General features: G+C 40.1%; 25 protein-coding genes. 2 read left to right on the top strand and 23 right to left on the bottom strand.

Annotation, left to right across the window (positions count from 1 at the left end):
- Positions 1 to 62: 62 nt before the first annotated feature.
- The 23 genes from DFO72_RS01085 to folE form a co-directional block, all read right to left on the bottom strand.
- Positions 63 to 743: a zinc metallopeptidase gene (locus DFO72_RS01085; RefSeq protein ID WP_113884566.1), complete on the bottom strand. Its 681-nt coding sequence runs from the start codon at positions 741 to 743 to the stop codon at positions 63 to 65.
- Between the two features lie 296 nt (positions 744 to 1,039).
- Entirely contained in the window at positions 1,040 to 1,816 is a 777-nt protein-coding gene (gene ypjB, locus DFO72_RS01090) for a sporulation protein YpjB (protein ID WP_113884565.1), read from the bottom strand.
- A 137-nt stretch (positions 1,817 to 1,953) separates the two neighbouring features.
- Positions 1,954 to 2,550 carry a DUF1405 domain-containing protein gene (locus tag DFO72_RS01095; protein WP_113884564.1) on the bottom strand — a complete coding sequence of 199 codons (597 nt, stop codon included), beginning with the start codon at positions 2,548 to 2,550 and terminating at the stop codon, positions 1,954 to 1,956.
- A 122-nt stretch (positions 2,551 to 2,672) separates the two neighbouring features.
- On the bottom strand, positions 2,673 to 3,440 hold the full coding sequence (locus tag DFO72_RS01100; RefSeq protein ID WP_113884563.1) for a menaquinol-cytochrome c reductase cytochrome b/c subunit: 768 nt from the start codon (positions 3,438 to 3,440) through the stop codon (positions 2,673 to 2,675).
- Positions 3,441 to 3,483: 43 nt separating this feature from the next.
- Positions 3,484 to 4,158: a menaquinol-cytochrome c reductase cytochrome b subunit gene (gene qcrB, locus DFO72_RS01105; RefSeq protein ID WP_113884562.1), complete on the bottom strand. Its 675-nt coding sequence runs from the start codon at positions 4,156 to 4,158 to the stop codon at positions 3,484 to 3,486.
- A 3-nt stretch (positions 4,159 to 4,161) separates the two neighbouring features.
- Positions 4,162 to 4,668 (bottom strand): ubiquinol-cytochrome c reductase iron-sulfur subunit, encoded by a 507-nt coding sequence (locus DFO72_RS01110; RefSeq protein ID WP_113884561.1) that lies wholly within the window; start codon positions 4,666 to 4,668, stop codon positions 4,162 to 4,164.
- Positions 4,669 to 4,817: 149 nt separating this feature from the next.
- Positions 4,818 to 5,282, bottom strand: a complete 465-nt coding sequence (locus tag DFO72_RS01115; RefSeq protein WP_113884560.1) for a YpiF family protein — start codon at positions 5,280 to 5,282, stop codon at positions 4,818 to 4,820.
- Between the two features lie 123 nt (positions 5,283 to 5,405).
- On the bottom strand, positions 5,406 to 5,951 hold the full coding sequence (locus tag DFO72_RS01120) for a ReoY family proteolytic degradation factor (RefSeq protein ID WP_009332739.1): 546 nt from the start codon (positions 5,949 to 5,951) through the stop codon (positions 5,406 to 5,408).
- Between the two features lie 90 nt (positions 5,952 to 6,041).
- Positions 6,042 to 7,304 carry a tetratricopeptide repeat protein gene (locus DFO72_RS01125; protein ID WP_113884559.1) on the bottom strand — a complete coding sequence of 421 codons (1,263 nt, stop codon included), beginning with the start codon at positions 7,302 to 7,304 and terminating at the stop codon, positions 6,042 to 6,044.
- A gap of 19 nt (positions 7,305 to 7,323) precedes the next feature.
- Positions 7,324 to 8,229, bottom strand: coding sequence for a hypothetical protein (locus tag DFO72_RS01130; RefSeq protein ID WP_113884558.1), 906 nt, complete (start codon positions 8,227 to 8,229; stop codon positions 7,324 to 7,326).
- Between the two features lie 253 nt (positions 8,230 to 8,482).
- Positions 8,483 to 9,778, bottom strand: a complete 1,296-nt coding sequence (gene aroA / locus DFO72_RS01135; protein WP_113884711.1) for a 3-phosphoshikimate 1-carboxyvinyltransferase — start codon at positions 9,776 to 9,778, stop codon at positions 8,483 to 8,485.
- A 42-nt stretch (positions 9,779 to 9,820) separates the two neighbouring features.
- Positions 9,821 to 10,927 (bottom strand): prephenate dehydrogenase, encoded by a 1,107-nt coding sequence (locus tag DFO72_RS01140; protein WP_113884557.1) that lies wholly within the window; start codon positions 10,925 to 10,927, stop codon positions 9,821 to 9,823.
- A 90-nt stretch (positions 10,928 to 11,017) separates the two neighbouring features.
- Complete coding sequence (hisC, locus tag DFO72_RS01145) at positions 11,018 to 12,118, bottom strand: histidinol-phosphate transaminase (protein WP_113884556.1); 1,101 nt, start codon at positions 12,116 to 12,118, stop codon at positions 11,018 to 11,020.
- An 87-nt stretch (positions 12,119 to 12,205) separates the two neighbouring features.
- Entirely contained in the window at positions 12,206 to 12,580 is a 375-nt protein-coding gene (gene aroH, locus DFO72_RS01150) for a chorismate mutase (RefSeq protein ID WP_113884555.1), read from the bottom strand.
- A gap of 64 nt (positions 12,581 to 12,644) precedes the next feature.
- Positions 12,645 to 13,721 (bottom strand): 3-dehydroquinate synthase, encoded by a 1,077-nt coding sequence (gene aroB / locus DFO72_RS01155; RefSeq protein ID WP_113884554.1) that lies wholly within the window; start codon positions 13,719 to 13,721, stop codon positions 12,645 to 12,647.
- Positions 13,721 to 14,893, bottom strand: a complete 1,173-nt coding sequence (gene aroC / locus DFO72_RS01160; RefSeq protein WP_113884553.1) for a chorismate synthase — start codon at positions 14,891 to 14,893, stop codon at positions 13,721 to 13,723. Before aroC ends, aroB begins: the two co-directional genes overlap by 1 nt.
- Positions 14,894 to 15,102: 209 nt before the next feature.
- Complete coding sequence (locus DFO72_RS01165; protein WP_113884552.1) at positions 15,103 to 15,876, bottom strand: CheR family methyltransferase; 774 nt, start codon at positions 15,874 to 15,876, stop codon at positions 15,103 to 15,105.
- 116 nt (positions 15,877 to 15,992) lie between these two features.
- A complete protein-coding gene (ndk, locus tag DFO72_RS01170; protein ID WP_113884551.1) occupies positions 15,993 to 16,439 on the bottom strand; it encodes a nucleoside-diphosphate kinase in 447 nt (148 codons plus the stop codon).
- Between the two features lie 166 nt (positions 16,440 to 16,605).
- Positions 16,606 to 17,568, bottom strand: coding sequence for a heptaprenyl diphosphate synthase component II (gene hepT, locus DFO72_RS01175; RefSeq protein WP_113884550.1), 963 nt, complete (start codon positions 17,566 to 17,568; stop codon positions 16,606 to 16,608).
- An 82-nt stretch (positions 17,569 to 17,650) separates the two neighbouring features.
- Positions 17,651 to 18,352, bottom strand: a complete 702-nt coding sequence (gene menG / locus DFO72_RS01180) for a demethylmenaquinone methyltransferase (protein ID WP_113884549.1) — start codon at positions 18,350 to 18,352, stop codon at positions 17,651 to 17,653.
- A gap of 3 nt (positions 18,353 to 18,355) precedes the next feature.
- A complete protein-coding gene (locus DFO72_RS01185; RefSeq protein WP_113884548.1) occupies positions 18,356 to 19,165 on the bottom strand; it encodes a heptaprenyl diphosphate synthase component 1 in 810 nt (269 codons plus the stop codon).
- Between the two features lie 279 nt (positions 19,166 to 19,444).
- Positions 19,445 to 19,681, bottom strand: a complete 237-nt coding sequence (mtrB, locus tag DFO72_RS01190; RefSeq protein WP_113884547.1) for a trp RNA-binding attenuation protein MtrB — start codon at positions 19,679 to 19,681, stop codon at positions 19,445 to 19,447.
- A gap of 121 nt (positions 19,682 to 19,802) precedes the next feature.
- The gene (folE, locus tag DFO72_RS01195; protein WP_009332754.1) at positions 19,803 to 20,369 is read right to left on the bottom strand and encodes a GTP cyclohydrolase I FolE; all 567 of its coding nucleotides are present in this window, start codon (positions 20,367 to 20,369) and stop codon (positions 19,803 to 19,805) included.
- Positions 20,370 to 20,866: 497 nt separating this feature from the next.
- On the opposite strand from folE, the gene DFO72_RS01200 reads away from it, so the two are divergent.
- Positions 20,867 to 22,363 carry a tyrosine-type recombinase/integrase gene (locus DFO72_RS01200; RefSeq protein WP_113884546.1) on the top strand — a complete coding sequence of 499 codons (1,497 nt, stop codon included), beginning with the start codon at positions 20,867 to 20,869 and terminating at the stop codon, positions 22,361 to 22,363.
- Positions 22,363 to 24,399: a site-specific integrase gene (locus DFO72_RS01205; RefSeq protein ID WP_113884545.1), complete on the top strand. Its 2,037-nt coding sequence runs from the start codon at positions 22,363 to 22,365 to the stop codon at positions 24,397 to 24,399. The genes DFO72_RS01200 and DFO72_RS01205 overlap by 1 nt, the downstream gene beginning before the upstream one ends.
- Positions 24,400 to 24,411 lie beyond the last annotated feature (12 nt).

Here is a 24,411-nt window from a genome sequence, read left to right on the forward strand (position 1 = left end):
AAAAAGCCAGCTAGCCGGCTTTTTTTAAATAACTATCTGGCTTCACGCGTTAAAGGCTTTTCTTACTCCGATCTTGTCATACCTGTGTAAATAAGGATTAAACGCAGCAATTCCAGCACAGCAACAGCAGCTGCCGCGACATATGTCAATGCAGCTGCATTTAAAACTTTTTTTGTTTCCCGTTCTTCATCGTTTCTGATAATTCCGAGGGACACTACCTGATCCATCGCACGATTAGAAGCATTGAACTCCACCGGTAAAGTGATGACCTGGAATACCACTGCAGCTGCCATAAAGATAATTCCCAGCAGCACCATTCCGCTCAACCCTGCAAAAAAACCGATCATGATCAGAATCCAGGAGAAGTTTGAACCAAGATTCGCAACAGGCACCAGCGCATGGCGAAAACGCAGAAAAGCGTAATCCTGATTATCCTGAATTGCATGGCCAACCTCATGGGCCGCAATGGCAGCTGCTGCCACTGAATGGCCTTGATAATTTGCTGCTGAAAGCCTGACCGTCTTAGAACGCGGATCATAATGATCCGTTAAATGTCCCCTGGTTTCCTCCACGCCAACGTTAAATAATCCATTTTCATCCAGAATTCTTCTGGCTACTTCAGCACCTCTCATCTGCGTAGATGAAGGAATTTTTGAATATTTGCTGTAAGCTCCCTTTACTTTCATTTGCGCCCAGAGCGGAACAAGAATAATTATTGCAAAATAAATGAGATATCCTCCCATTTTATTACCTCCCATCAAGCTGATCATGTTGAATTTTAACCGCTGTCTTTCTTATCTCCAGCATACGAGTAGTTCTAGCTATCTTGTTCCCGCTTTCCTTTATTGCAAAACGGGAAAGACGCTCAATTATTCTTTTTGTTCAATAAAGGTGTAGAATTTTTTGAACTTCGAGGACTGCCTAGCTCCAGCACCTACCCCCTCGAGGTCACAAGGATGGGGGTTCTTGCAGACGTTGCCGCAGGACTTGGCGTTCTTAGTCTGCGTTCCTTCGTAGGCAAGGTGCTTCCGCTTTCTTATCACGATCTGTTTTTTTGTCTTGCCCTGTCGCCCTTATATTTTCTCCAGCCTACGTAAGATAATGTAATGATGATAATACTCCCTGTTGAAATGATTACCCACCATAGGGACGGGTCCGTTTCATCTTCTGTCATTTCATCAAAGATTGTCTGCAGATCATTTTCCAATGCAGCAAGTTCCTGCTGGCTTGCCTGCTGAGAAAGCACCTGCGGCCGATAATGATCGATAAAATTAATGCGTGCGTTCAGTTTTTGTACCTTTTCGGCATCAACATCAATTTTTAAACTGGGATAAATAATCTCATATAAAGACAAAAAGGAATTCAAATGTGAATGAAAGTTCTCGTTATTGCCTCTGTATGCGGCTTCCTTAACTTCTCCAAATACCGTCATAATCGGCTTCTCCATTTCAGTCCATAAAGGCTGATATTTTGAAGAGATTGCATCCATAACCAGGCGGAATTTAGTTGCATGATTCAGCCGTTCTTCATGGCTCATTGATGTATTGACAGCAGCTTGTACAGCATCATCATGAGAGACTGTAATTATCCGGAGTTCGTCCATTGTAAATGGCCTTTCCTTGCCATTCACAGCAACAAACTGCTCGGAAAAATACTCCAAAAGCTTCTTGGCATCCTCATACCTATGGAGCTTAACCATCTGTAAGGCTTCATTAGATAATTGATCTAATTTATCTATTTGTGTTGTCTTATCTGCAGACACCATTCCAGGCAATAACATAATAATGAATAAGAATGCGATTACTTTTCGCCTCATTAACCTTGTCCCCCCTCAAATTACTATTAGATAAATATGAAAAGAGGGACAAGGTTAGACCAGAAAATAATTCAGCCAGCCAGGTTATTTCTTTCAAATCAAAACACTTAACGGTTTGAATTAAGATATTCGGAGCACTAACTCACTATATCCAAACTGAACCGATTCTTTCTTAAGACGAAGTAATAAGCGGTTCCTAATGAAAAAATACTGAGCCAAAATGTAAAATAGCCAATTTGCGGTGTGTAAAGATCTAAAATAGGATAGCGCGGCAGCATGAAAAAGACATAATCAATTACATCATTATGAAGAGTCCAAATCCCTGTTAAAACCAGATGCCATAGTTTAAAACGGTAGAATGGCGCATACAGAGCACCCTGGACTGCCATGGCACCATGCGAGAAGATCAGCATGAGAGCTACAGGATCCAATTCACCTGTCACCTGAAAAACAAGCAAATTCATAACCACAGCCCAAATTCCGTATTTAATAAGGGTTACAATAGCTAATGCTTCAAACAGCGGCCAATTTTTGCCCAATAGGAAGGCGATTAGCACAAACATAAAAAACAGGCTCGCTGTAGGACTGTCCGGTACGAAAGGCAAAAAAATCAGCGGTGTATCGACAAGCTGCCACTTATACCATATATACCCATAAATTGTACCTGCCGTGTTAATAATCAGAAGCAGTATCAGCATAGCTTTGCTGCCTAGTAAAGGATAGATCCATTTCATATTTTGTTCTCCTTCTCTATGTACAGGATTATTTCATTATTTTACCACACCACATGCCTGTAAAAAAAACGAATAATTTATGTACATAAAAAAGAAGCTGGCAATGCCAGCTTCTTTACAAATTATTTGCTTTCAAGGCCAGAAATAAACTCAGCAAGCTTTTGAAGTTCTTCATCAGTGCCTTTGAACATTCCTGCAGGCATAGCGCCTCTACCATTTTTAGCAATTTCAGCAACTTCTTCAGGTGTTAACCCAGTGTCAACAAGCGCAGGAGAACCTGCACCACCCTGAAGGTCGCCTCCGTGGCAGGAAATACAGCCATTCGCTTCAAAAATCTTGTAGCCTTCGTCCTCTTTATCAAACTCTACTTCAGCAACAATCTTACCTTGCTGTGCCGCAGCTTCCCAGTCATGGTGTGCAACAGATTCCCAAGTTAGGAAAGTAATGCCGGCTAAAGCCAATAACATGAAGCCAGTCGCTAAAGGACGCTTAGACGGACGGCGTTCAGGTCCGCGGTCAATGAATGGTGCAAGCAGCAAAGCTCCGAATGCAAGACCCGGAATAATGAAAGCACCGATAGCATTATAAGGTCCAGAAGCATAGCTGTATTTCAGAAGCTGGTACAAGAACAGGAAGTACCAGTCTGGCAGCGGGATATAAGCTGTATCACTAGGATCAGCAATTTTTTCTAATGGCGGCTCATGCGCAATTGTCAAGCATAGGAAACCGATAAGGAATACAGCCCCTACCATCCATTCCTTTAACAGGAAGTTTGGCCAGAATGCTTCTGTTTTTCCTGGATATTCCGAATAATCTTTCGGGATATTCGGTTTACGTTCTGCAGGAACACGAGAGTCACCTACGAATTTCATACCTTTACCACGATGCATTGGGCGATTTCCCCTCCTTTTGCAATGATCAAAAAATTATTTCTTACAACGGTCCTGAAATACCCTGTTTACGAATCATAATAAAGTGAGCAGCCATTAATCCGAATAGTGCAGCCGGCAAGAAGAAAACATGGATTGCAAAGAATCGGGCAATGGTTTGGGCACCAACAATATCAGAAGAACCGGCAATCAGTATTTTCAAATAATCGCCAATTAACGGTGTAGATTCAATAATCTGCATTGTAACTTTAGTTGCAAATAGGGCTTTCATATCCCATGGCAATAAGTAACCTGTTAGTCCAAGTGCTAGCATGATGAAGAAAATAAGCACTCCGACAATCCAGTTAAGTTCACGTGGCTTCTTATAAGCTCCCTGGAAGAAAACACGTAACGTATGTAGGAACATCATTACGATTACCAAACTTGCTCCCCAGTGGTGCATTCCGCGGACAATCTGTCCGAATGCTACGTGGTTTTGAAGATAATACACAGATTCCCATGCATTTTTAATATCCGGAACGTAGTACATTGTCAGGAACATACCGGATAAAATTTGAATTACTGTAACGAAGAACGTCAAACCGCCAAAACAGTAAACAAACGCAGAAAAATGATGCGCAGGGTTTACATGCTCAGGCACTTCATGGTCAGCAATATCCCGCCAGATTGGCGTAATATCTAAACGCTCATCTACCCAATCATAAATTTTGTTTAACAATTATTACGCCTCCTTTCGCGGTTCAGCTTTACCTAAATACAAAAAGCCGTCTTTTTCAGTGTAAGGATACACATCCAATGGTGCAGCAGGCGGTGTACCTGGAACGTTTGTCCCATCCTTTGTATAAAGGCCGCCATGACAAGGACAATAGAAATGATCAGGGTTTGATTTGTCAGTATTCCAGTCAACTACGCACCCTAAATGCTTACATACTGGAGACAACGCTACAATTTCACCTTTTTCATCCTTATAAACCCAAGCAGTGCCGGTAACTTCGGATGTGTACCAAGCATCCTGCTGTTCAAATGTGTAATCAACCCTTGTTGGCGTTTCAGTAACTTCAGCCACTTTTTGCTTTGTTGGGATAAAATCACTCTCACCAGCTGCCTGCAATACAGGATCGACCGCAAAACGAACCATCGGCATCAGCATGCCAGCTGCCATGAAACCGCCTACACCAGTAAGTGTATAGTTTAGGAATTGACGTCTAGAAACTCGATTTTTGCTCATACTTTTCCCCCCTCTATTATGAAGTTAAGTCCAACGGACAAAATTCAACACAATATAAAACTAGGACATAACAATGATATATCAATCTTTATGTAAGGTCAATATAATCCTTTGGCGAAACATGTAAATAGAGCGACTCAACATTCACACTATTCACCATTTTGCCACTTTTGCACGAATAAATTCAACAGCTGCTTCACCTGGTCATCCAGAATGGAATTTCGATAGTTTTCATCCATATGCTCAAGAGGCAGGGATGGCAGCCAAATCAAACCTCCTTCCAAGCGGTCTTCAAGGGATTTCCACATGCTATCTGAAGTTAGAAGGAATATGTGCTTAAATCCCTGTGCCTTCAATTCTGTTTCCCATTTGCCCAAGCCGCTGAGCAGACTGTCTTCCCCTGCTGATCTCAGATAGGCAAAGCCAGGAAGCATGATCAGACGGCCTCTGAATTGCCGTTCAAGCTGGACACTTAGAAGCGATATAAATTCAGTCATTGCTACAGACTGTTTGATGTCATCGCCAAATGATACTGGAAGGAGCGGCAGAACTGCAGTGTCTACATATTGCTTTTCTTTAAGGAACATTTCGATATCCTGTGATACCCATTTCATATCATTCACTCCATTACATATATTTGCCTCCTTAATATATCATTAATGATTAGAGTGCTTCAAATCAGATTAAGCTATAAGGGCGCAGACAAAATAAGAGCCCTGCTTTTATAAAAGCAAGGCTTAGGTTGTTTCTAATTTATTCAGCTGCTGAGTCAATATGTTGAAAGCTTTTTTATCCTGCTTATCCAGTGCCTCATCAATCAGCTCAAGCAGTTTTTCTCTTCTGAACTTCTCCAGGCTTTCTGTCAGGAACCTTTCCGCGATCAGCCGGTCCTTCTCATTAATCTGAAGTGTTTTAGGCATAAACGGATTTTCCTCCATGACAGCTGCATACTGATGGGCCTTGTTGGAAGCATGGAAATTAAGCTGAATGTAAATCTCTTCATCCCTGTTTAATCGGATATCATGGAAGGACTTCTCCGCATCTGTGGTCATTACATTCTCTTTATAAAAACGGAAAGGAACTTCATCCACACAGTGGGCGGACATGATCAGGCCTCTTGGACAATACTGAGCCTGCTCCACAAAATGCACTTTCTCCATAAGCTGGTCATGGCTCATTAAATAATTGAGAATCCATACGCATTCTCTTCTTTTGAGCTGATAATGGTTTAAAAACCAGCGGATAAAATCTTTCTTCTCGTTGACAGATACAGGGGTCGCCATTTTTGATTCCCTCCTCTGCTTACAAACAAATTTGGCCTAACTGAAATTACAATAAGGGCACCATATGCTTATTAAAAACGGCTTCCTTATTTAAGCAAGAAAATCATCAGTGAGTCTTTCCAGAACATCGAGGTACTCTTCATTGCCTGGCTCCAGTTTGATTAATGTATTAAAAATTTCGGCAGCCTCTTCCCTTTTTCCTTCCTCTGCTAAAAAATATCCGTAATCTGAAAGAAAATCAGGCTGCTGTTTAAAGAAAGTATATGCAAGCTGGTATTTGTTTAATGCCTCTGAATATTCTTCAGTATGCTGAAATGCGACAGCTGAATCCCATATAAGCTGCGGCTCTTCAAGCTCGTTCAAAATATCAGTGATCTCGAGTACATCTTCATATCTTTCCTGCTGGAGAAGCAGTCTATTTATATAAATGGCAGCCTGTACATATTCGGGATCAAGTGCAAGAGCCTGTCTAAACATATCTTCAGCCTCTTTCTCATTGCCATTTTTCAGGGCAAGCTTACCGCCATAGAAGAACAGTTCTTTGTTAAATTCGTCCTGTTTTATGCCTTCCTTTACCGCTTCAAGTCCTTTTCCTGCCTCTTCCTCCCTCTCGTATGCCTGGGCAAGATATAAATACAATGAATGATACTCGGGGTCCAATTCCTTCAGTTCTGTCAACTTATCAATTGCTGTACGGTTAAAGCCCGCTTGCAGCGCTGTAAAAGCATAGCTGAAAAGGGTATTAATCTCCAGTTTATCATCAAGGGCTTTTTCATAATATGGAAGGGCTTCTTCAAATGCTCCTCCTGCGCTGAGAACATCCGCCATTCTCTGATTTACATTTATCCCCGCAATGACTTCCTCTTTCCCGAGAACATTTTCATAAATCCGTTTTGCTTCCAGGAATCTTCCCTGCTCTGCGTAAAGTTCTCCCAAAGCAAAATCTACAATTACTTCATCAGGCAATATTTCTTTTGCTTTCAGCAGCTTTTGTTCGCTGACCTCAAATAGACCATCCATTTGATAAAGGTCTGCTAATAGGAGAAGTGACTGCGGAAAGCTTGGATCATGCTCATTTATTCTTTCAAGGACGAGGATGGCTTCCTCTTCATTTCCCAGATCAATATGTGTTTCAGCTAACAGAACGAGCAGTTCCCCTTCTTCCGGATATGCTTCCAGAAGACGTTCATATAATGCTTTTGATTCCTCAAGGAACCCATACTGGAACAGTTCTTCTGCCAGCAGGAATCTTTCTTCATGTGAACCATCCAGCAGTATTAGCTGATAGCTCTCTAATGCTTCTTCGTGATGACCGTTTTCTAAAAGAGTAATGATTTTATTTACTTTATCCATACTAAATTCCTTTCGAATGCTAATCAGCTATTTTAAAGTAAGCTGGTGTACTGATTTTAACATGTTCGCCGGACCCTGAACGAAAAACCACTTCTTGCCCGGCACGTATCACTTTCCCTCTCAGTACAGAGACAGCAAGTTTATCTCTATGATAATGAAACAGCTGTGATTCTTCAACGGTAAGACCTTCACCAGGTTTTTCATATAAATTATAGCTGATTTCACCACCCTGATGGATATTTCCTTTTAATGGGTAAATTCCTGCTTTGGATAGGACTGACCGGGATAGCGGTTCGTGTTCGATCAGCTCATTTGGCATGGAAGGGATTTTCTGCTCCTGCATCAATTTTTTCCACAATGTATTAATTCTGCTTTTCTCCTTTTCATTCCTGCTTGCAAAGATAGGGGCAAGCGGGCAATTATAAGGAAACATGGCTTCCCGCAGCCATCCCCAAGGTACAGCTTCAAGCTCCATTGCATCCTGAATTTCAACAAAGACAACAGGAACCCTTTCCCTCTTGCATCTTCTTATAAAAGAAGGTGTGAGGAGGCGGACAGGAATCTTAACACCAATAATATAATCGATTGGGCTGCTTAACAAACTTGCCTTAAAGCATTTCAGGTCACTCTTCATGGAATATTCATGTTTTACAGGTGCGGCTGTCAGGAAGGCTGTACAGCCTTTTAATAGGAACTCCCTTATATAATACTTTTTAAGTTCAAAAAAAGGCTTTCCCAGCGGTATAGATGTATCCAGAACCACAAATCCTGCAGCCATAATAAATGCATCAGCATCCATTCTGGCATATTGAAACCTTTTCATTTCTGCCTGCATCAGTGAAATCTCATTATTCTTGATCAGCAGTGATGTTTTTTTCAGCTTGTCTTCCTTTAAAATATTTGCATTCTCAATAATATAAGTCATAAAACCACCCTCTAAAACGGTCTTATGACAAGCTATGAATTTTTCACACAAATATGACTGATTGAATAGAAAAAGAGCTGCAGGAAAGCAGCTCTTTTTTTAAATGTACAACTTTTAAAGTTAGATAACTGCCTGACGCATGAAGCCTACCTCCCCGAGGTGAGGCCCCCAGGATGGGGGTCATGCAGACGCTGCCACAGGACGCGGCGTTCTTAGTCTGCGTTCCTTCGCAGGCAAGGCGCTTGTGCTTTTCTTACGACTCTGAAATCAGGCTTTCAAAATGCTCAAAAAACGACGGATAGGATACAGAAATAGCTTCTTTCTGATGAAGCTGAACTTCCCCCTTTGAGATGGCAGCGGCAACTGCAAGCATCATGCCGATTCGATGGTCCCCATGGCTTGAAACAGTACCTCCTGAAAGGGATGACCTCCCTTTGATTACCATTCCATCCTCCGTAGCCGTAATATCGGCTCCAAGCTTTGACAGTTCCTTGACAACCGTATCAATGCGGTTCGTTTCCTTGACTTTAAGTTCTTCTGCATCCTTGATTACTGTTTCTCCCTCTGCCTGTGTTGCGAGCAGGGCTATAATCGGAATTTCATCGATAAGCCGGGGAATGAGCGCCCCTTCGATAACGGTTCCTTTAAGGGCGGATGTTCTAATCGTAATATCTCCCGCGGGCTCGGCTGAGCCATTTTCATATGGCTCAATGCTAATATTTGCACCCATCTGCTGCAATACTTCAATGATTCCGGTTCTTGTAGGATTGAGCCCAACGTTTTTCAACTTAATCTCACTGTTAGGTACAATGGCTCCTGCAGCCAGGAAGAAGGCAGCAGAAGATATATCGCCTGGTACATGAATTTCCGTCCCTGTTAGCGTTTGTCCACCTTTAATCCGAATCGTATGCCCATCTGACATAACTTCCCCGCCAAATTGCTTAATCATCCTTTCGGTATGATCACGCGTCTTCATAGGTTCAATAATGACTGTTTCCCCACTGGCCTGCAGGCCGGCAAAGAGCAGCGATGATTTTACCTGTGCGCTCGCTACGGGAAGCTCATACGCTGCCCCGGCCAATGGTCCGCCAATTACTGATAAAGGGGTAAATTCTCCATTCCTCCTGCCATTAATCTTCGCTCCAAATAAACTAAGCGGTGCGGTAACTCTTGTCATTGGCCTTTTTGCAATTGATTCATCCCCGACAAGGACTGAATGGAATGGACGGCCAGCCAGGATCCCCATCATAAGGCGTATGGTGGTACCGGAATTGCCAACATCCAGAATATCTTCGGGTTCCTGTAATCCATCCATCCCCTGCCCCATAATTGTAACTTTATTGCCTTCCTGTTCAATAGATACTCCCAGCTTTCGAAAGCAGGCTATCGTACTTAAGCAGTCCTCACCAAGCAGAAAATTGGTTACAACAGTCTTTCCCTTTGCAATTGATCCAAACATTACAGATCGATGAGATATGGATTTATCACCTGGTACCGCAATTTCTCCGCTTAATCCTTTAAGATTCGTCTTCAAATTTGCCGGAATCATATTAATCATCCTTTGCTGGTTTATAAAGGTCTTTCCTCCTGACTATAGACCGATGGTTGTTTCATAGCTTGTATATCGTTCTAAGCAATTAATGGCCCGTTCCCGGTCCTCTTCAGTTTGAAAGCTGATAACCAGAACTCCATAAATTTCTTCTCTTGTTTCCAGAATTCTGATATTCGTAATGCTGATTTCTTCCTTGGCTAAATATCCAGTGATTTCTGAAATGACACCAGGGTAATCCGGCACATCCACGAAGAGATCATAAAATGCCGGGATTGCGCCTTTTTCTTTTTGGGGCAGTTCATCCCTGAACAATTTCGCACGGAAAAAATACTCAAAAATGCCCTCGCTGTTTTCTTGCCTGAGGATTGATTTAACATTCTCCATTTCCTCCTGCCAATCCTCCATTAACTTAAGAAGCACTTCTTTATTCTGAAGCAGGATATCTCTCCACATTGCAGGGCTGCTCGAGGCAATCCTGGTAATATCCCTGAATCCGCCAGCTGCCAGTCTTGGAATCAGCTTTTGTGAACGGCTTGTTTTTTCTGCCTGATGCACCAGAGAAGCAGCCACCATGTGCGGGAAATGACTCACAACACCAGTTATATAATCATGTTCTTCAGGCGATAAGGTTAGAAATTTTGCTTTCGTCCCTGTGAGCCATTCTTTTAAGCTTTCAACCTCTGCCGGGGAAATGTGCTCTTCGGGAGTGAGCAGATAAAAGGCATTTTCAAAAAGCAATTCTTTTGCTGCAGTAACACCACTCTTATGAGAGCCAGCCATCGGGTGGCCTCCGATAAACGTAATTCCTTTTTCCTTCAGTACCTTAGCGCAGCTGACAATTTCCTTTTTAGTGCTTCCTGCATCCGAGATGATGACCGTGCTTTTTAATTCACACTCTTTTAATATATGTATAATTTTTTGAGTTTCCTGCACAGGTGCAGCTATTAAAATTAAATCGGCGTCCCTTGCCCCATCCTCAATTGTAGCAGAAACTCCATCTGCGACCCCAAGCATTTCAGCAAGGCGTCCCTGCTCTTTATTTACATCAAAGCCGATGACCATGCTTTCACTATGGCTTCTTTTTATCGATAATGCCAAAGAACCGCCGATCAAGCCAAGACCGATAATAAAGATTTTCCCTCTCATCCTCTCACCGCCTTATTAAAAATAATTCAGAGGCATCTATATGCCTCTGAATGGATATCAAAAAGTATTAATACTAAGAACCCATATTGCCTACAATGCTGCAGCCTGCTTTGCAAGGTATTGATCCATGGCGGCAAGCACTCCATCATTCTGTTCCTTGGAACCTACTGTGACACGGACATACCCCTGGAAGCCAAGTGCTTTGCCGGAACGGACGATATACCCTTTTTCAAGCAAAAATTGAAACACTTCATTTGAATCGGCATTAAAGTTGATTAAAATGAAATTTCCCTGTGAAGGATAGTATTCCAGTCCATGTGCTTCACAGAAAGCATAGAATTGTTCCAGACCTTTCCGATTTTTCTGTCTGCACTCTTCGATAAAGTTCTGATCCTCTATGGCTGCAGCAGCTGCAGCCTGAGCAAACTTGTTTACATTGAATGGCTCCCTAACCGGCTCAAGAGCTTTGATAGTTTGAGGGTTTGCAATTCCATAGCCTACCCGAAGGCTTGCTAAGCCATAAATTTTCGAAAATGTCCGCAGGACAATCAAATTTTCGAATTTCCGGATCAAATCCAATGCATTGTAGTAATCCTCAGCAATAACATATTCATAATAAGCTTCATCAAGGACAATCAATACATCACGAGGCACCTTTTGCAGGAAGGAAAGCAATGAAGATTCATTAACATAGTTGCCTGTCGGATTGTTTGGACTGCAAACCCATACTACAGCTGTATTTTCATCAATAGCGGCCAGCATTCCATCAAGATCATGTCCCCCATCAACTAATGGAATTTCCCTGATCTCTGCCCCTTCTACTACAGCATTATGCCTATATTGAGGGAATGTTGGCGCAGCCATAACAGTATTTGTTTCTGGACTTAATAAAGCTCTGGATATCATTTGAATAATTTCATCCGAGCCGTTGCCAAAAATCAGCTGATCTTCCTGTATACTTAGGTGTCCAGCCAGAGCCGTCCGCAGTTCAGAAGCATAGCCATCGGGATACAGCGCAAAAAATGATGGTGACTGATTCATAGTAAAAAGAACTTTTTCAGAGCACCCAAACGGATTTTCATTTGAAGCAAGCTTAACTATTTTATCCAGACCGTATTCCTTTTTTACTTGATCAATTGACTTTCCCGGCTGGTAAGGAGTTAAATTCAACAGCTGTTCCTTCCATTTCATTAAAATCCACCTCTTCGTCATCACTTTTACTTATTATCGTATTAAAGTATTATTTGATCTGCTCCTATATTATCACAAAACTCTCCATTAAGGAGAGTCTGTGGTCTTTAGATCTGGCCGGAGCTGGATGGCTTCACGCAAATAAATATGGCAGATATTCTGCTGAGGGACATCTATATTCACATGCATCATTACCCTAATACAATTACGAAGTGACCCTTCAACAGGTATTTCCCTCATGCACATGACAGGAACATAAGTCCAGCCCTCTATTGAACGCATTGCCTTTGCGGGAAAGGCTGCTGTTAATTCTTCCGTAACGGATATGAATACAGAAGCAACATCCTCAGAATTAATCTTATTCTCCAAAATCATTTGTCTGATCAGCAGCTCAGTTGCCTCTAATATCTCAGATTCACTATTCTTATCTACGGTGACGGCTCCCCTCACCCCTCGAATCACTTGCAGCACCTCCCAAAGCTGATTCACCAGCCTTTTTATCTCTTGGTAATAAAGTGTTCCTTGTTTATTTTAATAATATTTCGAGCTCCTGCAGAATAAAATCATCAGAAACCTGGTGTATAACGGGCTTGCCCACTTCTTTTAAAAGAACAAAGCGGACATTCTGGCCTTCTGATTTTTTATCCTGCTTCATCCGTTCCAGCAGTTTTGAATGTGATAAATCTTCCGGGAGATCCGTTTTGTAGCCAAGCTGATCAAGCCAGCACCGGAATTCATTAACATCAAATCGCAGATCAAGCAATTTTTTACTTAAATGGAGTGCGAATAGCATCCCTACTGCAACAGATTCTCCATGTGTCCATACTCCATAGCCTTTTTCTGCTTCGATTGCATGACCCAATGTATGGCCCAAATTCAAGAATGCACGAACACCAGCTTCCTTTTCGTCCTCAGCAACGATCATGCCTTTGATTTCTATCCCCTTTGTAAGCATCCCGCTTAATTCATCAGAAGGAAGCCCATCAAGCGAGCGGATGTTGTCTTTAAGACTCAAATAAAAGCTCATATCATGTATCAAGCTATGCTTTATTACTTCTGCAAATCCTGAGCGCACCTCTTTTGGAGGAAGGGACTCAAGAAAATTCAAGTCATAAAATACAGCTTGAGGCTGATAAAAAGATCCCACCATATTTTTTCCTGAAGGATGGTTGATGGCCACTTTCCCCCCAACGGCGCTATCATGCGCCAATATGGTAGTAGGAATCTGAATGAAAGGTATCCCCCTCATAAATGTGGCCGCTACAAAACCTCCCAAATCTCCAACCGCTCCCCCGCCAAACGCCAGAATAAGAGATTTTCGATCAAGCTTATGTTCCAAAGCAAATGACAAGCATTGATAGTAAACTTCAAATGTCTTGGCTTTCTCCCCGCTTGGCACTGTGCAGACTTTTGCATCTATCCCCTTAAGTGCTGCTTCCAGCGCAGGCAGATGTATGGCCCGGACCGTTTCATCTGTGATTATCATTATATTGGTCATGACCGGAAAAGTATCTTTAATATATGATCCCAATCCCTCAATTGCTCCTGATCCTATATAAACTGGATAGGTCCTCCCGGGGGTTTTGATTGAAATACTATTCATTAAAACTCCCTCGCAAATTTTCTTTGCTGTTCAACCGAAGCTTTTAATGCTTCAAACCGGTCAGAATAAAATTGATCCACAATGGCTGAAGCCAGTTCCCAGGCAATTACATTTTCTGCAACGACTGCAGCTGCAGGCACTGCACAGCTGTCAGAACGCTCTATGCTTGCTGAGAAGGGTTCCTTTGTTTCAATATCGACACTTTGAAGGGGCTTATAGAGGGTAGGAATTGGTTTCATTACTCCTCTGACGACAATAGGCATACCCGTTGTCATGCCCCCTTCCAAGCCGCCAAGCCGGTTCGTTTTCCGATAATAGCCTTTATCAGGATCCCATGTGATTTCATCATGAACTTCACTTCCAGGCTTCCTTGCAGCTTCAAAGCCAATGCCAAACTCAACACCTTTAAACGCATTAATGCTCACCATTGCCCCCGCAAGCTTTGAATCGAGCTTGCGGTCATAGTGTACATAACTTCCTACTCCCGGAGGCATACCTTCAACAATAACCTCCACTACTCCGCCAATGGAATCGCCATTTTCTTTCGCGGAATCAATGGCATCCATCATTTTTTGGCCGGCATCCTGATCAAGACAGCGAACAGGTGATTCTTCTGTGACTTCCTTTAACTCTTTTAGTGAAGAATAATCTCTTTTCCCTGAAACAACCCCGCCAATTTCAATAACATGGGCTGCAACTTCAATCCCCAATTCAGAGAGCAGTTTTTTGGCAGCTGCACCGGCTGCCACCCTCACTGTGGTTTCCCTGGCTGAAGATCGCTCCAACACATTCCTCATATCCCTGTGCCCATATTTAAGTGCTCCATTTAAGTCAGCATGGCCTGGACGGGGACGGGATATTTTTCTCTTCACTTCACCCTCATCCTCAGGACTAAGAGGGTCCTGGCCCATAATCTTTGTCCAATGCTTCCAATCATTATTCTCAACAACAAGTGCCACCGGCGATCCTAATGTATATCCATGCCTGATCCCCGCGGTTATTTGAACAGTATCCTTTTCAATTTGCATCCTTCTGCCTCTGCCATAGCCTTTCTGGCGTCTGGCAAGCTCTTCATTTATATCTGAATCAATCAGCGGCATTCCTGCAGGCAGCCCTTCAATTATAGTGGTCAGCTGCGGTCCGTGAGATTCACCAGATGTAAGATATCTCAAAACTCTTTCCCCCTTCAACTCATTAAAGGATTATGTATCAATATAACATAATGATAAATATAAGAATAGATAAAATTGAAAATTCCTATAATATTTTATTTCTTCTTATGAATGGAGCCATTTTAACACGAATAGATATTTACTACAAAACGGAGAAAAACAAAAGAAAAGAGGATGTCAGAAAATCATCCCCTATTCTGCAGCTATTTTTATTCTTTTCTATAGAAAAAGGTTTCAGCAGATTCCAAGTGATAGCGGCTAGAGTTAAAAATCTGTTCAGTACTCCCAACAAAGAATATGCCATCTTTTCTTAATGCGCTGCTGAATTTATGATATAGCTGATCCTTTGCTTCCTCTGTAAAATAAATGAGAACGTTCCTGCATACAATTAAATCGAACGGCCCGCCAAAATCGTCTGCAAGGAGATTTTGCTTTTTAAAATTTACCGTCCTTTTTATATCCCCGGATATTTTATAGAAACTTCCTTCACGGCCAAAGAACTTCTGTCTCATCGTTTCAGGTACCTCATTAAGCGATCGCTCAGGGTATACTCCCATCCTGGCCCTCGCAAGGGCATTTTCATCAATATCTGTTGCAGTAATCTTTATTTGGGATAGCGGCAGCATTTTTGATAATATCATGGCAATTGTATAGGGCTCTTCACCAGTGGAGCATGCTGCGCTCCAGATTTTCAGATTCCTGTTCTGCTCTAATAACCCCGGCAGGATTTTTTTTTCGAGCACCTCCCATCTCTGCGCGTTACGGTAAAATTCGGAAACATTTATCGTCATCCTGTCCAAAAAATCATTCAGAAGTTCCCTATCCTTGACTATGCCATTAAAAAAATCACCAAATGAATTAAAGCCTTTTTTCTCATACAATGATATGAGCCTTCTTTTCATTTGTGCTTCTTTGTACAGAGAAAGATCGATTCCTGTTTTTCTTTTAATATTTAGTATAAAATCCTGATAGTCGTTAGCCATTCCTTTTCCCCTCTGATAATAATTGGTGAGCTTTTTGTCTTCTATCTATGCCCGCCCGTAAAAATGAATTCGGTTACAAAAAAAGCACTTGTCAGGGACAAGTACTTTTTTGAATATTAGTTAATCCATTCATTCATTAGTTTATTGTATTCCACTTTTTCTTCCTCTTTGAAGAACAGGCCGATCTCACGTTCTGCACTTGCAGGTGAATCTGATCCATGGATTACATTTTTTCCAACTGTAATGCCGAAATCTCCTCTGATTGTTCCAGGAGCAGCATCTTTAGGATTTGTTGAACCCATCATCTGACGAGCTGTAGCAATAACATTTTCACCTTCCCAAACCATCGCGAATACTGGTCCGGACGTAATAAAATCAACAAGTTCTCCGAAGAATGGACGCTCTTTATGCTCTCCATAATGCTCTTCTGCAAGTTCCTTGCTAATGCTCATCAGCTTACCGCCAACAAGCTGAAAGCCTTTCTTTTCGAAACGGGAAACGATTTCCCCGATTAGATTGCGCTGTACTCCGTCTGGTTTAACCATTAAAAATGTTCTTTCCATTGATTCCACTCCTAAAACTTTATGTATAGTGATTTATGTTAATCCACGAAAATATTAACATTGTTTTGAAAATTTAGCAACTGAAATCTGAAAGCGCTTTTACTAAATAATTTCTTCATAAACAAAATTGCCGGCACCTGTAAAAGTGCTGGCAATTAATGGCGGATTAAAATTTTCTTTTTCCTATAAATTTTGCAATATCCCGCAAAGCTTTCTTTGACCTGGAAGGAGGCATCTCTTCGAGAACCCCCAAGGCTTTCTGCAGATATTTATCACTAATTTGCAGAGATTTTTCAATTGCACCGGATTCTTTGACCAAGGCAATTATCTTCTCTATATCACTTCGTTCAGAACCTTCGTGGACTCTGCTGATTTGGTCGCAGATGATGCTGTCCTCCATTGCAAATAAAGCAGGGAGCGTAATGTTACCCTGATGGAGATCTCCTCCTGCCGGCTTGCCAAGTTCTTTTTCTGTACCGACAAAATCCAGGACATCGTCAATAATTTGATAGGACATTCCCACAAAATAGCCGAATTTAAAGAGTTTTTTATGTATATCTTCCTCTACATTAGCTGCAATGCCGCCAAGCTGACAGCTCACCGCAATAAGCATGGCTGTTTTCCTTTTAATTCTCCGGAAATATGTTCTTATATTCTGATCATAGTTATACTTATCTTTAATTTGCTCAATTTCTCCTATGCATAGTTCCACAAGGGTATGAGAAAGAATTTTGTGAGCATGCGGATTTTCTACATTGGTTATTAATTCCAAAGCGCGCGCGAAAATATAATCACCTGTATACATGGCAATCTTATTATCCCACTTTGCTTTAATGGTAGGCTGTCCCCGGCGCAGTTCTGCATCATCAATAACATCATCATGGACAAGCGACGCCATATGGATAAGCTCCAGTGATACCGCTACGTTTTTTATTTTATCAATATCGTAGTCACCGAACTTTGCAGCAAGCAAAACAAAAACTGGCCGGATTCTCTTCCCCCCGGCCTGCAGCAGATGCAGGGAAGCCTGATGCAATAGAGGAGACTCAGCTTTAATCGTCTCCTCAAGCTCGTTCTCTATAACAGTTAAATCTGAATTTAAAAATGAATACATCATTTTCAATTTCATTTGCTTACTCACCCAGCTTATCGATCCCGTCTGATCTCTTCTCTATCGTTCAATGAGAAACATACAGAACAAGTTATTATTTTTATTTCGTTCCAATGTGTACTGCAGCCACACCGCCGCTATAAGGCTTGAATGTGACGTTCTTAAAGCCTGCTTCCTCGAACATTCCCGCAAGTTCTTTCATCCCAGGAAAGTCTCTGGCTGATTCCTGCAGCCAGGAATATTCATTAAAACTTTTGGCAAAAAGCTTGCCAACCATAGGCATGATAAAACGGAAGTAGAAATAATAAGCCTGCTTATATCCGAACAGCGTTGGCTGAGAAGTCTCAAGACACACTGCTATACCGCCAGGCTTTGCAACACGGTGCATTTCCTTCAATACCTGCAGATAATCCGGAACATTGCGAAGACCGAAACCGATTGTAACATAATCGAAGGAATTATCCGCAAAAGGAAGCTCCATTGCATTTCCATGCACAAGCTCCACTTGCTTCAGTTTCCGATCCTTAATTTTTTCCTCACCGATTTTCAGCATATTTTTACTGAAATCCAAACCTACTACTTTACCGCTTTCACCCACGGCTTCAGCAAGCGCAATGGACCAATCGGCAGTACCGCAGCAAACATCAAGCGCCTTTGAACCCTTTTGAACATTCATCTTTTTCATTGTATCTTTGCGCCATCTTAAATGCTGCTGAAAGCTGATAACTGAATTCATTTTATCGTAGCTGCCATAAATCTTTTCAAATACGCTATGAACGCGTTCTTCTTTTGATTGCTGCATATTTTATCCTTCTTCCACAAAAGTTTTAGCCACAGACTGACTTTTATTAAAAATGCAGTGAATGCGCTGCTCTAATAATTCATTTGCAAGAGGGAATTTCCTCATGGATTGATCAACTATATTCCTTGAAAAATCAATATATCTGTCACAAATGAGAATCAGATATCTCCGCTGCTCCGCAGACATGTCTTTCACTTTTGGGAAAGTCAGCTTTTTCAGGGCTTCAAAAACAACTGAGGTGCCTTCCTTCATGAACTCCTGCTTCTCTGTTATCAATCGCTTGATGAATAAAAGATTGGATATTACCTCTTTCCAAGCTGCCTTGCTGAATGCATCAGCCAGTTTTTCAAAAAGGGACGCCTCAATTTTTTTGACTGAATTCATCAGGCTGTCAACTGCATCAGGTGACTTCTGATATAGCGATATTTTATGCTCATTTACATCTTTAATCCCATCTGCGAAGGCCCTGATCATTTTGATATCATCAAAAGCTGCAAGAATCTTGTAATATAAACCGCTGTAATAAACACCTGCAAGGACAGTGAGCTGTCTATGCTTAAGACCTTTGTCTTCAGATTCATCGTTCTTAACAAGTTCATGGGTATCAAGGGCGATTTGGATAAGCATTGCAGTTACTGCATATTTTTCTGCTTTTGTGTCAGGTATTTCCACATCATCCAGGAAAGAGATCAGAAGCAGAAGCTTGTCTTCATCAATAACAGGAGAATCAATATACCTGAGCAGATAAGGGTGGTTAACTTTTTTCTCAATCTGTTCTTTTACATCTGCTAATTTAATCTTCACATCATGCATGCCATCACCCTTGTTTCCCCTTAGTTTTCTATTTCCACAGCCGCGCTTTCTCCATGTACATACTGCGACAAAGAGAACGGGCACATATTGCCTTACACATCTTATTATTTTAGCCAATTCATTGGTTACTATTAAAGTAAAACGGGCAAAAAAAAGCCTTTTCCCGGTATCTTGTATTCAAGAGAAATAATCAAGCAGAGACAATTATATCATAAATTACAGGAACATGTCAGGACATTCTCTTGTGAAAATATCCTATCCTTCTGCTCAAAGGGAAGGTCATTTCTTAGCTTCACTTTCAAGTTCCCCGCAGCTTGTCATTATTCTTGCATTCCCCCGGATCTTAATCGCAGACGTATGCTCGGTAAATTGTGCAATCATTACCTCTCCCTGATCAAGTTTTTCTGAATGGTGGAATCTTGTATCAGAGCCTCTTGTTAACCCTATGACATTAACACCGTCTTCTTTGGCTTTTATCACAATATAATCATTCGCTGATGGACTTTTCTTTTCCATTTAAACCATCCTTTGCTTCATATTGTTCATGATAATTACTTACAAAAAAAGGCTAAAAGTTTTATCTTTCAGCCTTTGACCTATTTATAGCCTGAACTCCATCATTACAGAGTTCTCATTTTTATTGTTTAATAAGCGAAAGCACTTCAGCCCGTGCTCTTGCATCCTCTGCAAACACACCTCTTACTGCTGATGTCACCGTTTTTGAACCAGGCTTTTTAACTCCGCGCATTGTCATGCACATATGTTCCGCTTCCACAACGACCATTACACCATGGGGTTCAAGCTTTTCCAGGATGGAATTTGCTACAGTAGATGTAATGCGTTCCTGAAGCTGAGGACGCTTGGCAACTGCCTCTACTGCTCTGGCGAGTTTGCTTAAACCTGTTACTCTGCCGCCCCTCGGGATGTAAGCTACATGAGCCACACCAAAGAAAGGTACAAGATGATGTTCACACATAGAATAAAAAGGAATATCTTTAACTAAAACAAGTTCCTCGTGATCTTCGCCAAATACTGTTTCAAAGTATTCTTTAGGATCCTGGTTAAGCCCCATAAAAACTTCTTCATACATTTTTGCGACTCGCTTTGGCGTATCAAGAAGGCCTTCACGATTCGGGTCTTCTCCGATTGCTTCTAATATTAAACGCACCGCATCTTCTATCTGGGCACGATTCACTTCTGCCATAATTATGCCTCCTATGTATTAACACTATGGTAATAATATGTTCATATTAGCATAACCCTTTCATTCAGGCAAAACTGAAACTTCCGTGTCTCTCTCTAATATAAGTATACGGCTCTTTCCCCTGTAGGCAGCGTGATTTCAGAACGGATAAAAAAGAAAAAACCGCGATTATTCGCGGTTTTTAGCTCAAGCATAAGCTTTAAGCACTTGTATGTAGATTATTTAACTGCATCTTTAAGCGCTTTACCTGGTTATCATCCCTTTTTTTATTAATTTTAATCAACATCCCTTTTTATAAGTAAATAATCAAATATTTACTACAGTAATTTAAAGGTTATTCACTGTAGACCTAGAATATTAGTAAGAAAGAAATATTTGGAATTATAGTTATGGGTATTAAGGGACGTAGCCCACAGCGGGAGGCGTATCCACAGGTCGTCGGACCGAGGACCTTTTTTCTTTGTTTTAAAATTTGGTTATAAGAGGATGGTGAGTATATGACATATGCTACCTTTAAAACAATAAATAAAATTATGGATAATAAGGTAAGAATAAATCATTTATCTGACTACTTATATAATAAGGAAATTAATGGACTACACTACTTAGACTTTATACCGGATGGTAATATATTTTGTTTGGTGCAACCTAATCAGAGAACAGACCATCTTTCAACAACATATTTAATTGAGTTAAAGAATAATGCTAAATCCCCCAATACAATAAGAGCTATAGGAGATGATATTAAAAGATTCCTAGACTATCTAATGATATTTGAAATACCTTTAGAAACAGTAGATGATTTATTACAATTAATTATTGGATTCATTGATTACCTATCGGTAATTGCTGTTAAAAGAATAAAGGTCAAAAGGAGTATTGAGTGGTCATTACTTGACTTTATACCATTGAATACAATAAATGGAGGAATGTATAAAATTGAACCTAACGAGTTTGGCAAAAAGGATGTATCAACATACGGTAGAATGAGTGATAACTTGATGTATCGAATTGTTGCCAATGTAATAGGGTATCTCCAATTTTTGAAAGATAGAACGGATAAATATAGCGAATTGAAGCTGAACACAATCCCTATTAAATACATAGACCAAGGCAACGTAAATTCCTCAACAGTTAAGAAAAAGAAAAAGGTAACTATATATGATATAGATTATTTGTTTGAAAAAGCAGGTATAAAATTAAATAAAGAAGTAGGGAAAAGGTCAGTTAAACCATTTACAGGACCCATTCCAACAGTTGAGGAGATGCAAAGCATTATAACATATACAAATAATATTTCGGCGATAAACAAGCTGTTAGTCTATACATTGCGGGGGTTTGGGATAAGAGCAGCAGAATTATCAAATATTAGAATAATAGATTACCATATTCCTGACAAATTATTATCCATGAATTATCATGATGCTATGTTGCAAATTAAAGAAGTGCGGCTTGGTGATTTGTATTTCAATCGTTCGATAAATAAATGGGTATGTGAATTAGTAGAAAACAATTCAGAGGATACTCATTTTAAATCCCGGATTAAAACTGGAAGTAGACAAATTCCATATGCATTCGAACAGGAGGAGCTTACGGCAATCATATACGAAGCTATAAGAGAACGGATACTCTTAATGAGAGCTAATCAAACCAAGGAACATGGATACCTATTTATTTCAAAAATGAATAAATGTAGACCAATGAATAATGGTACTGTGTATAAAATAATAAAAAATTTAACGGAACAACTTTTCAAAAAATCAAGTATCAACTTAACCTGGATTCATCCACATACATTTAGGCACTATTTTGCCACCTATTCTCTTAGAATAAAAAAAACAAGCCTAGACGACGTTTCAAGGATGTTAGGTCACTCAGATACAGAAACAACAAGAATCACTTATATACATTACCTGGATAACAACAAACCAGAATCTACATCAGAACATATGAAAAACACATTTAACAATACACAGTCAGGAGATTCTTGTTGATGAAATTACAGTGGTTACCTATTGATGTATACAAAAAAACAGTTCATGATGCAGAATATCTTTTTGGACCACTTTTCTTCAGAGAATCAATTCTAATGGCAAAAAAACTGATTAAAGAGTGTCCTGAGCCGATAGAATGGCTTGATAACCCAATTAGATTTAAATCAGCAAATACTGGTCAAAAAGAAACTAACTATATTATTAATTGGGCTATTCATTATCGACTCTTTCAAGATGACTTCATTAGACCAAAATTATTAAAATATTTTGCATCTATTCAAATCAACAAAGTGTTAATTAATTGGGCTATCTTCCACAACATTCTAAATGAAATGGAATTAGCTAAAATCAGTGAATACTCTAAGGCAACCAGACATCCATTACAAAAATATTTACCCATACATTTACTTTGGAGGAACATGAAATTAGAAGAGTTGGTTAATGCTGATATTGAAAAGGATTGTGCCTATTTTCAATCAATTCATAAATCCAAATATAGTCCTAAATTAATCCAACAGTTACTTTTTGACTTAGATTATTCGGATAAAAAAAGTGTTGCAAAACGTACTAAAAGGAAAAACATAGAATTTCTAAAACAACACCCAGTCTATGGAAGAGTAATGGATGATTATGAATCGTTTTTAAAAGCAAACGGCACAAAATCAGTCACAATCAACAATATATTTAAATGTATAAAAAAATTCATAGATTATGTAGATACGCAGGGTTTTAAAGATATCTCTTATTTTGAAGCTATTGATTTAGAACGATATATTGAATATTTAGAATCGGATGGTTTGAAAGCTAGTAGCATAAATGCTGCCATTCCCAGTTTGCTTTCATTCTTGGAGTGGGCTGCTGGTGCCTATGAAATGTTCCCTAATCAAATTGAGTTCCCCAAACAAACATTAAAACGAATAAGAAAGCAAGCTGAACGAATCCGTGAAGAAGAAGATGGTTTAGCTTTTGAGAATGAAGACACACCAAAAGCTATCGTTTCATTTCTATTGAATTTCGAGCCTAGAAATGAGCTTGAGTTTCTTTGCAAGTATTTTTGGATACTAACATCCAGTTGTCCCGTCAGACAAAAATTCACTTTGTCACTAGAAGCTAATAACTGTATTTATCCTATGTTAAATGAAAAGAGTTTATTTGGTTTATATTCTCAAGATGCTGATAAAGCAGGAAATACAAATGGTCAATTCCCTATTATTGATGAAAATGGTGTTTCTACGGTCCGAATTCTTGAAAACCGTATCAACAACGGCAACTTTAAGCCGGTTTATAACGAAAATTTTAATCGTTCCTTTATTCATTTATTTCAATTTGAGAATTCAAGCAAGGTCTTGACAAAGACAAATATTGTGGATTTTTTATATCAAGTTATCAAACCAGCAATAAGTGTTACTTTAGGAGTTCCAAGCGAAGAAATTAAAGCAGGAACACATAGTTTTCGTCATTATTTACTAACTCACATCATTAGAAAAACAGGAAGTGAAGAAGCTGCTCAAGCAGCTGCAGGACATCACGATAAAAAAATGCTTAGAAAAGCTTATATCGTAAGTAAACACGGTAAAAATGCTCTTTTACTTCGAGCCTTAGATAAATATGAAACAGGAGAAATTACTGGCAAATTTTATTTGCGTTTGATTGAACTTTTAACCTCAAACAATCCTGATACAGATATGATGAGGGATTTGACATCTAATATGGAATTGCATGAATTTATATCCAGACATGGAAGAAGCACTGAAATGGGGTATTGTTTTGATGAGAACCAAACCTGTAATCACTATCTTAAGTGTTGGAACTGCCCTTCATTCATGTTATGTAAAGAAGACATATCAGGAGCAATTGATTTGCTAAGACGCTTGATTCTTGAATTTCATGAAATGGTAGAAAACAGTAAAAATTTCTCGCTCGACAATACAATTTCTCGAAATAAATTAACAGCTATCTCAATGATAAAAGAACGACTAGGTGATTTAAAGTACACGGACAAGCAAATTGAAGAAATGGTTTTCAGTCCTAATTAACTGGAGGATACA

This window comes from Cytobacillus oceanisediminis, from assembly GCF_004366035.1.
GTDB lineage: Bacteria > Bacillota > Bacilli > Bacillales > Cytobacillaceae > Cytobacillus > Cytobacillus oceanisediminis_C.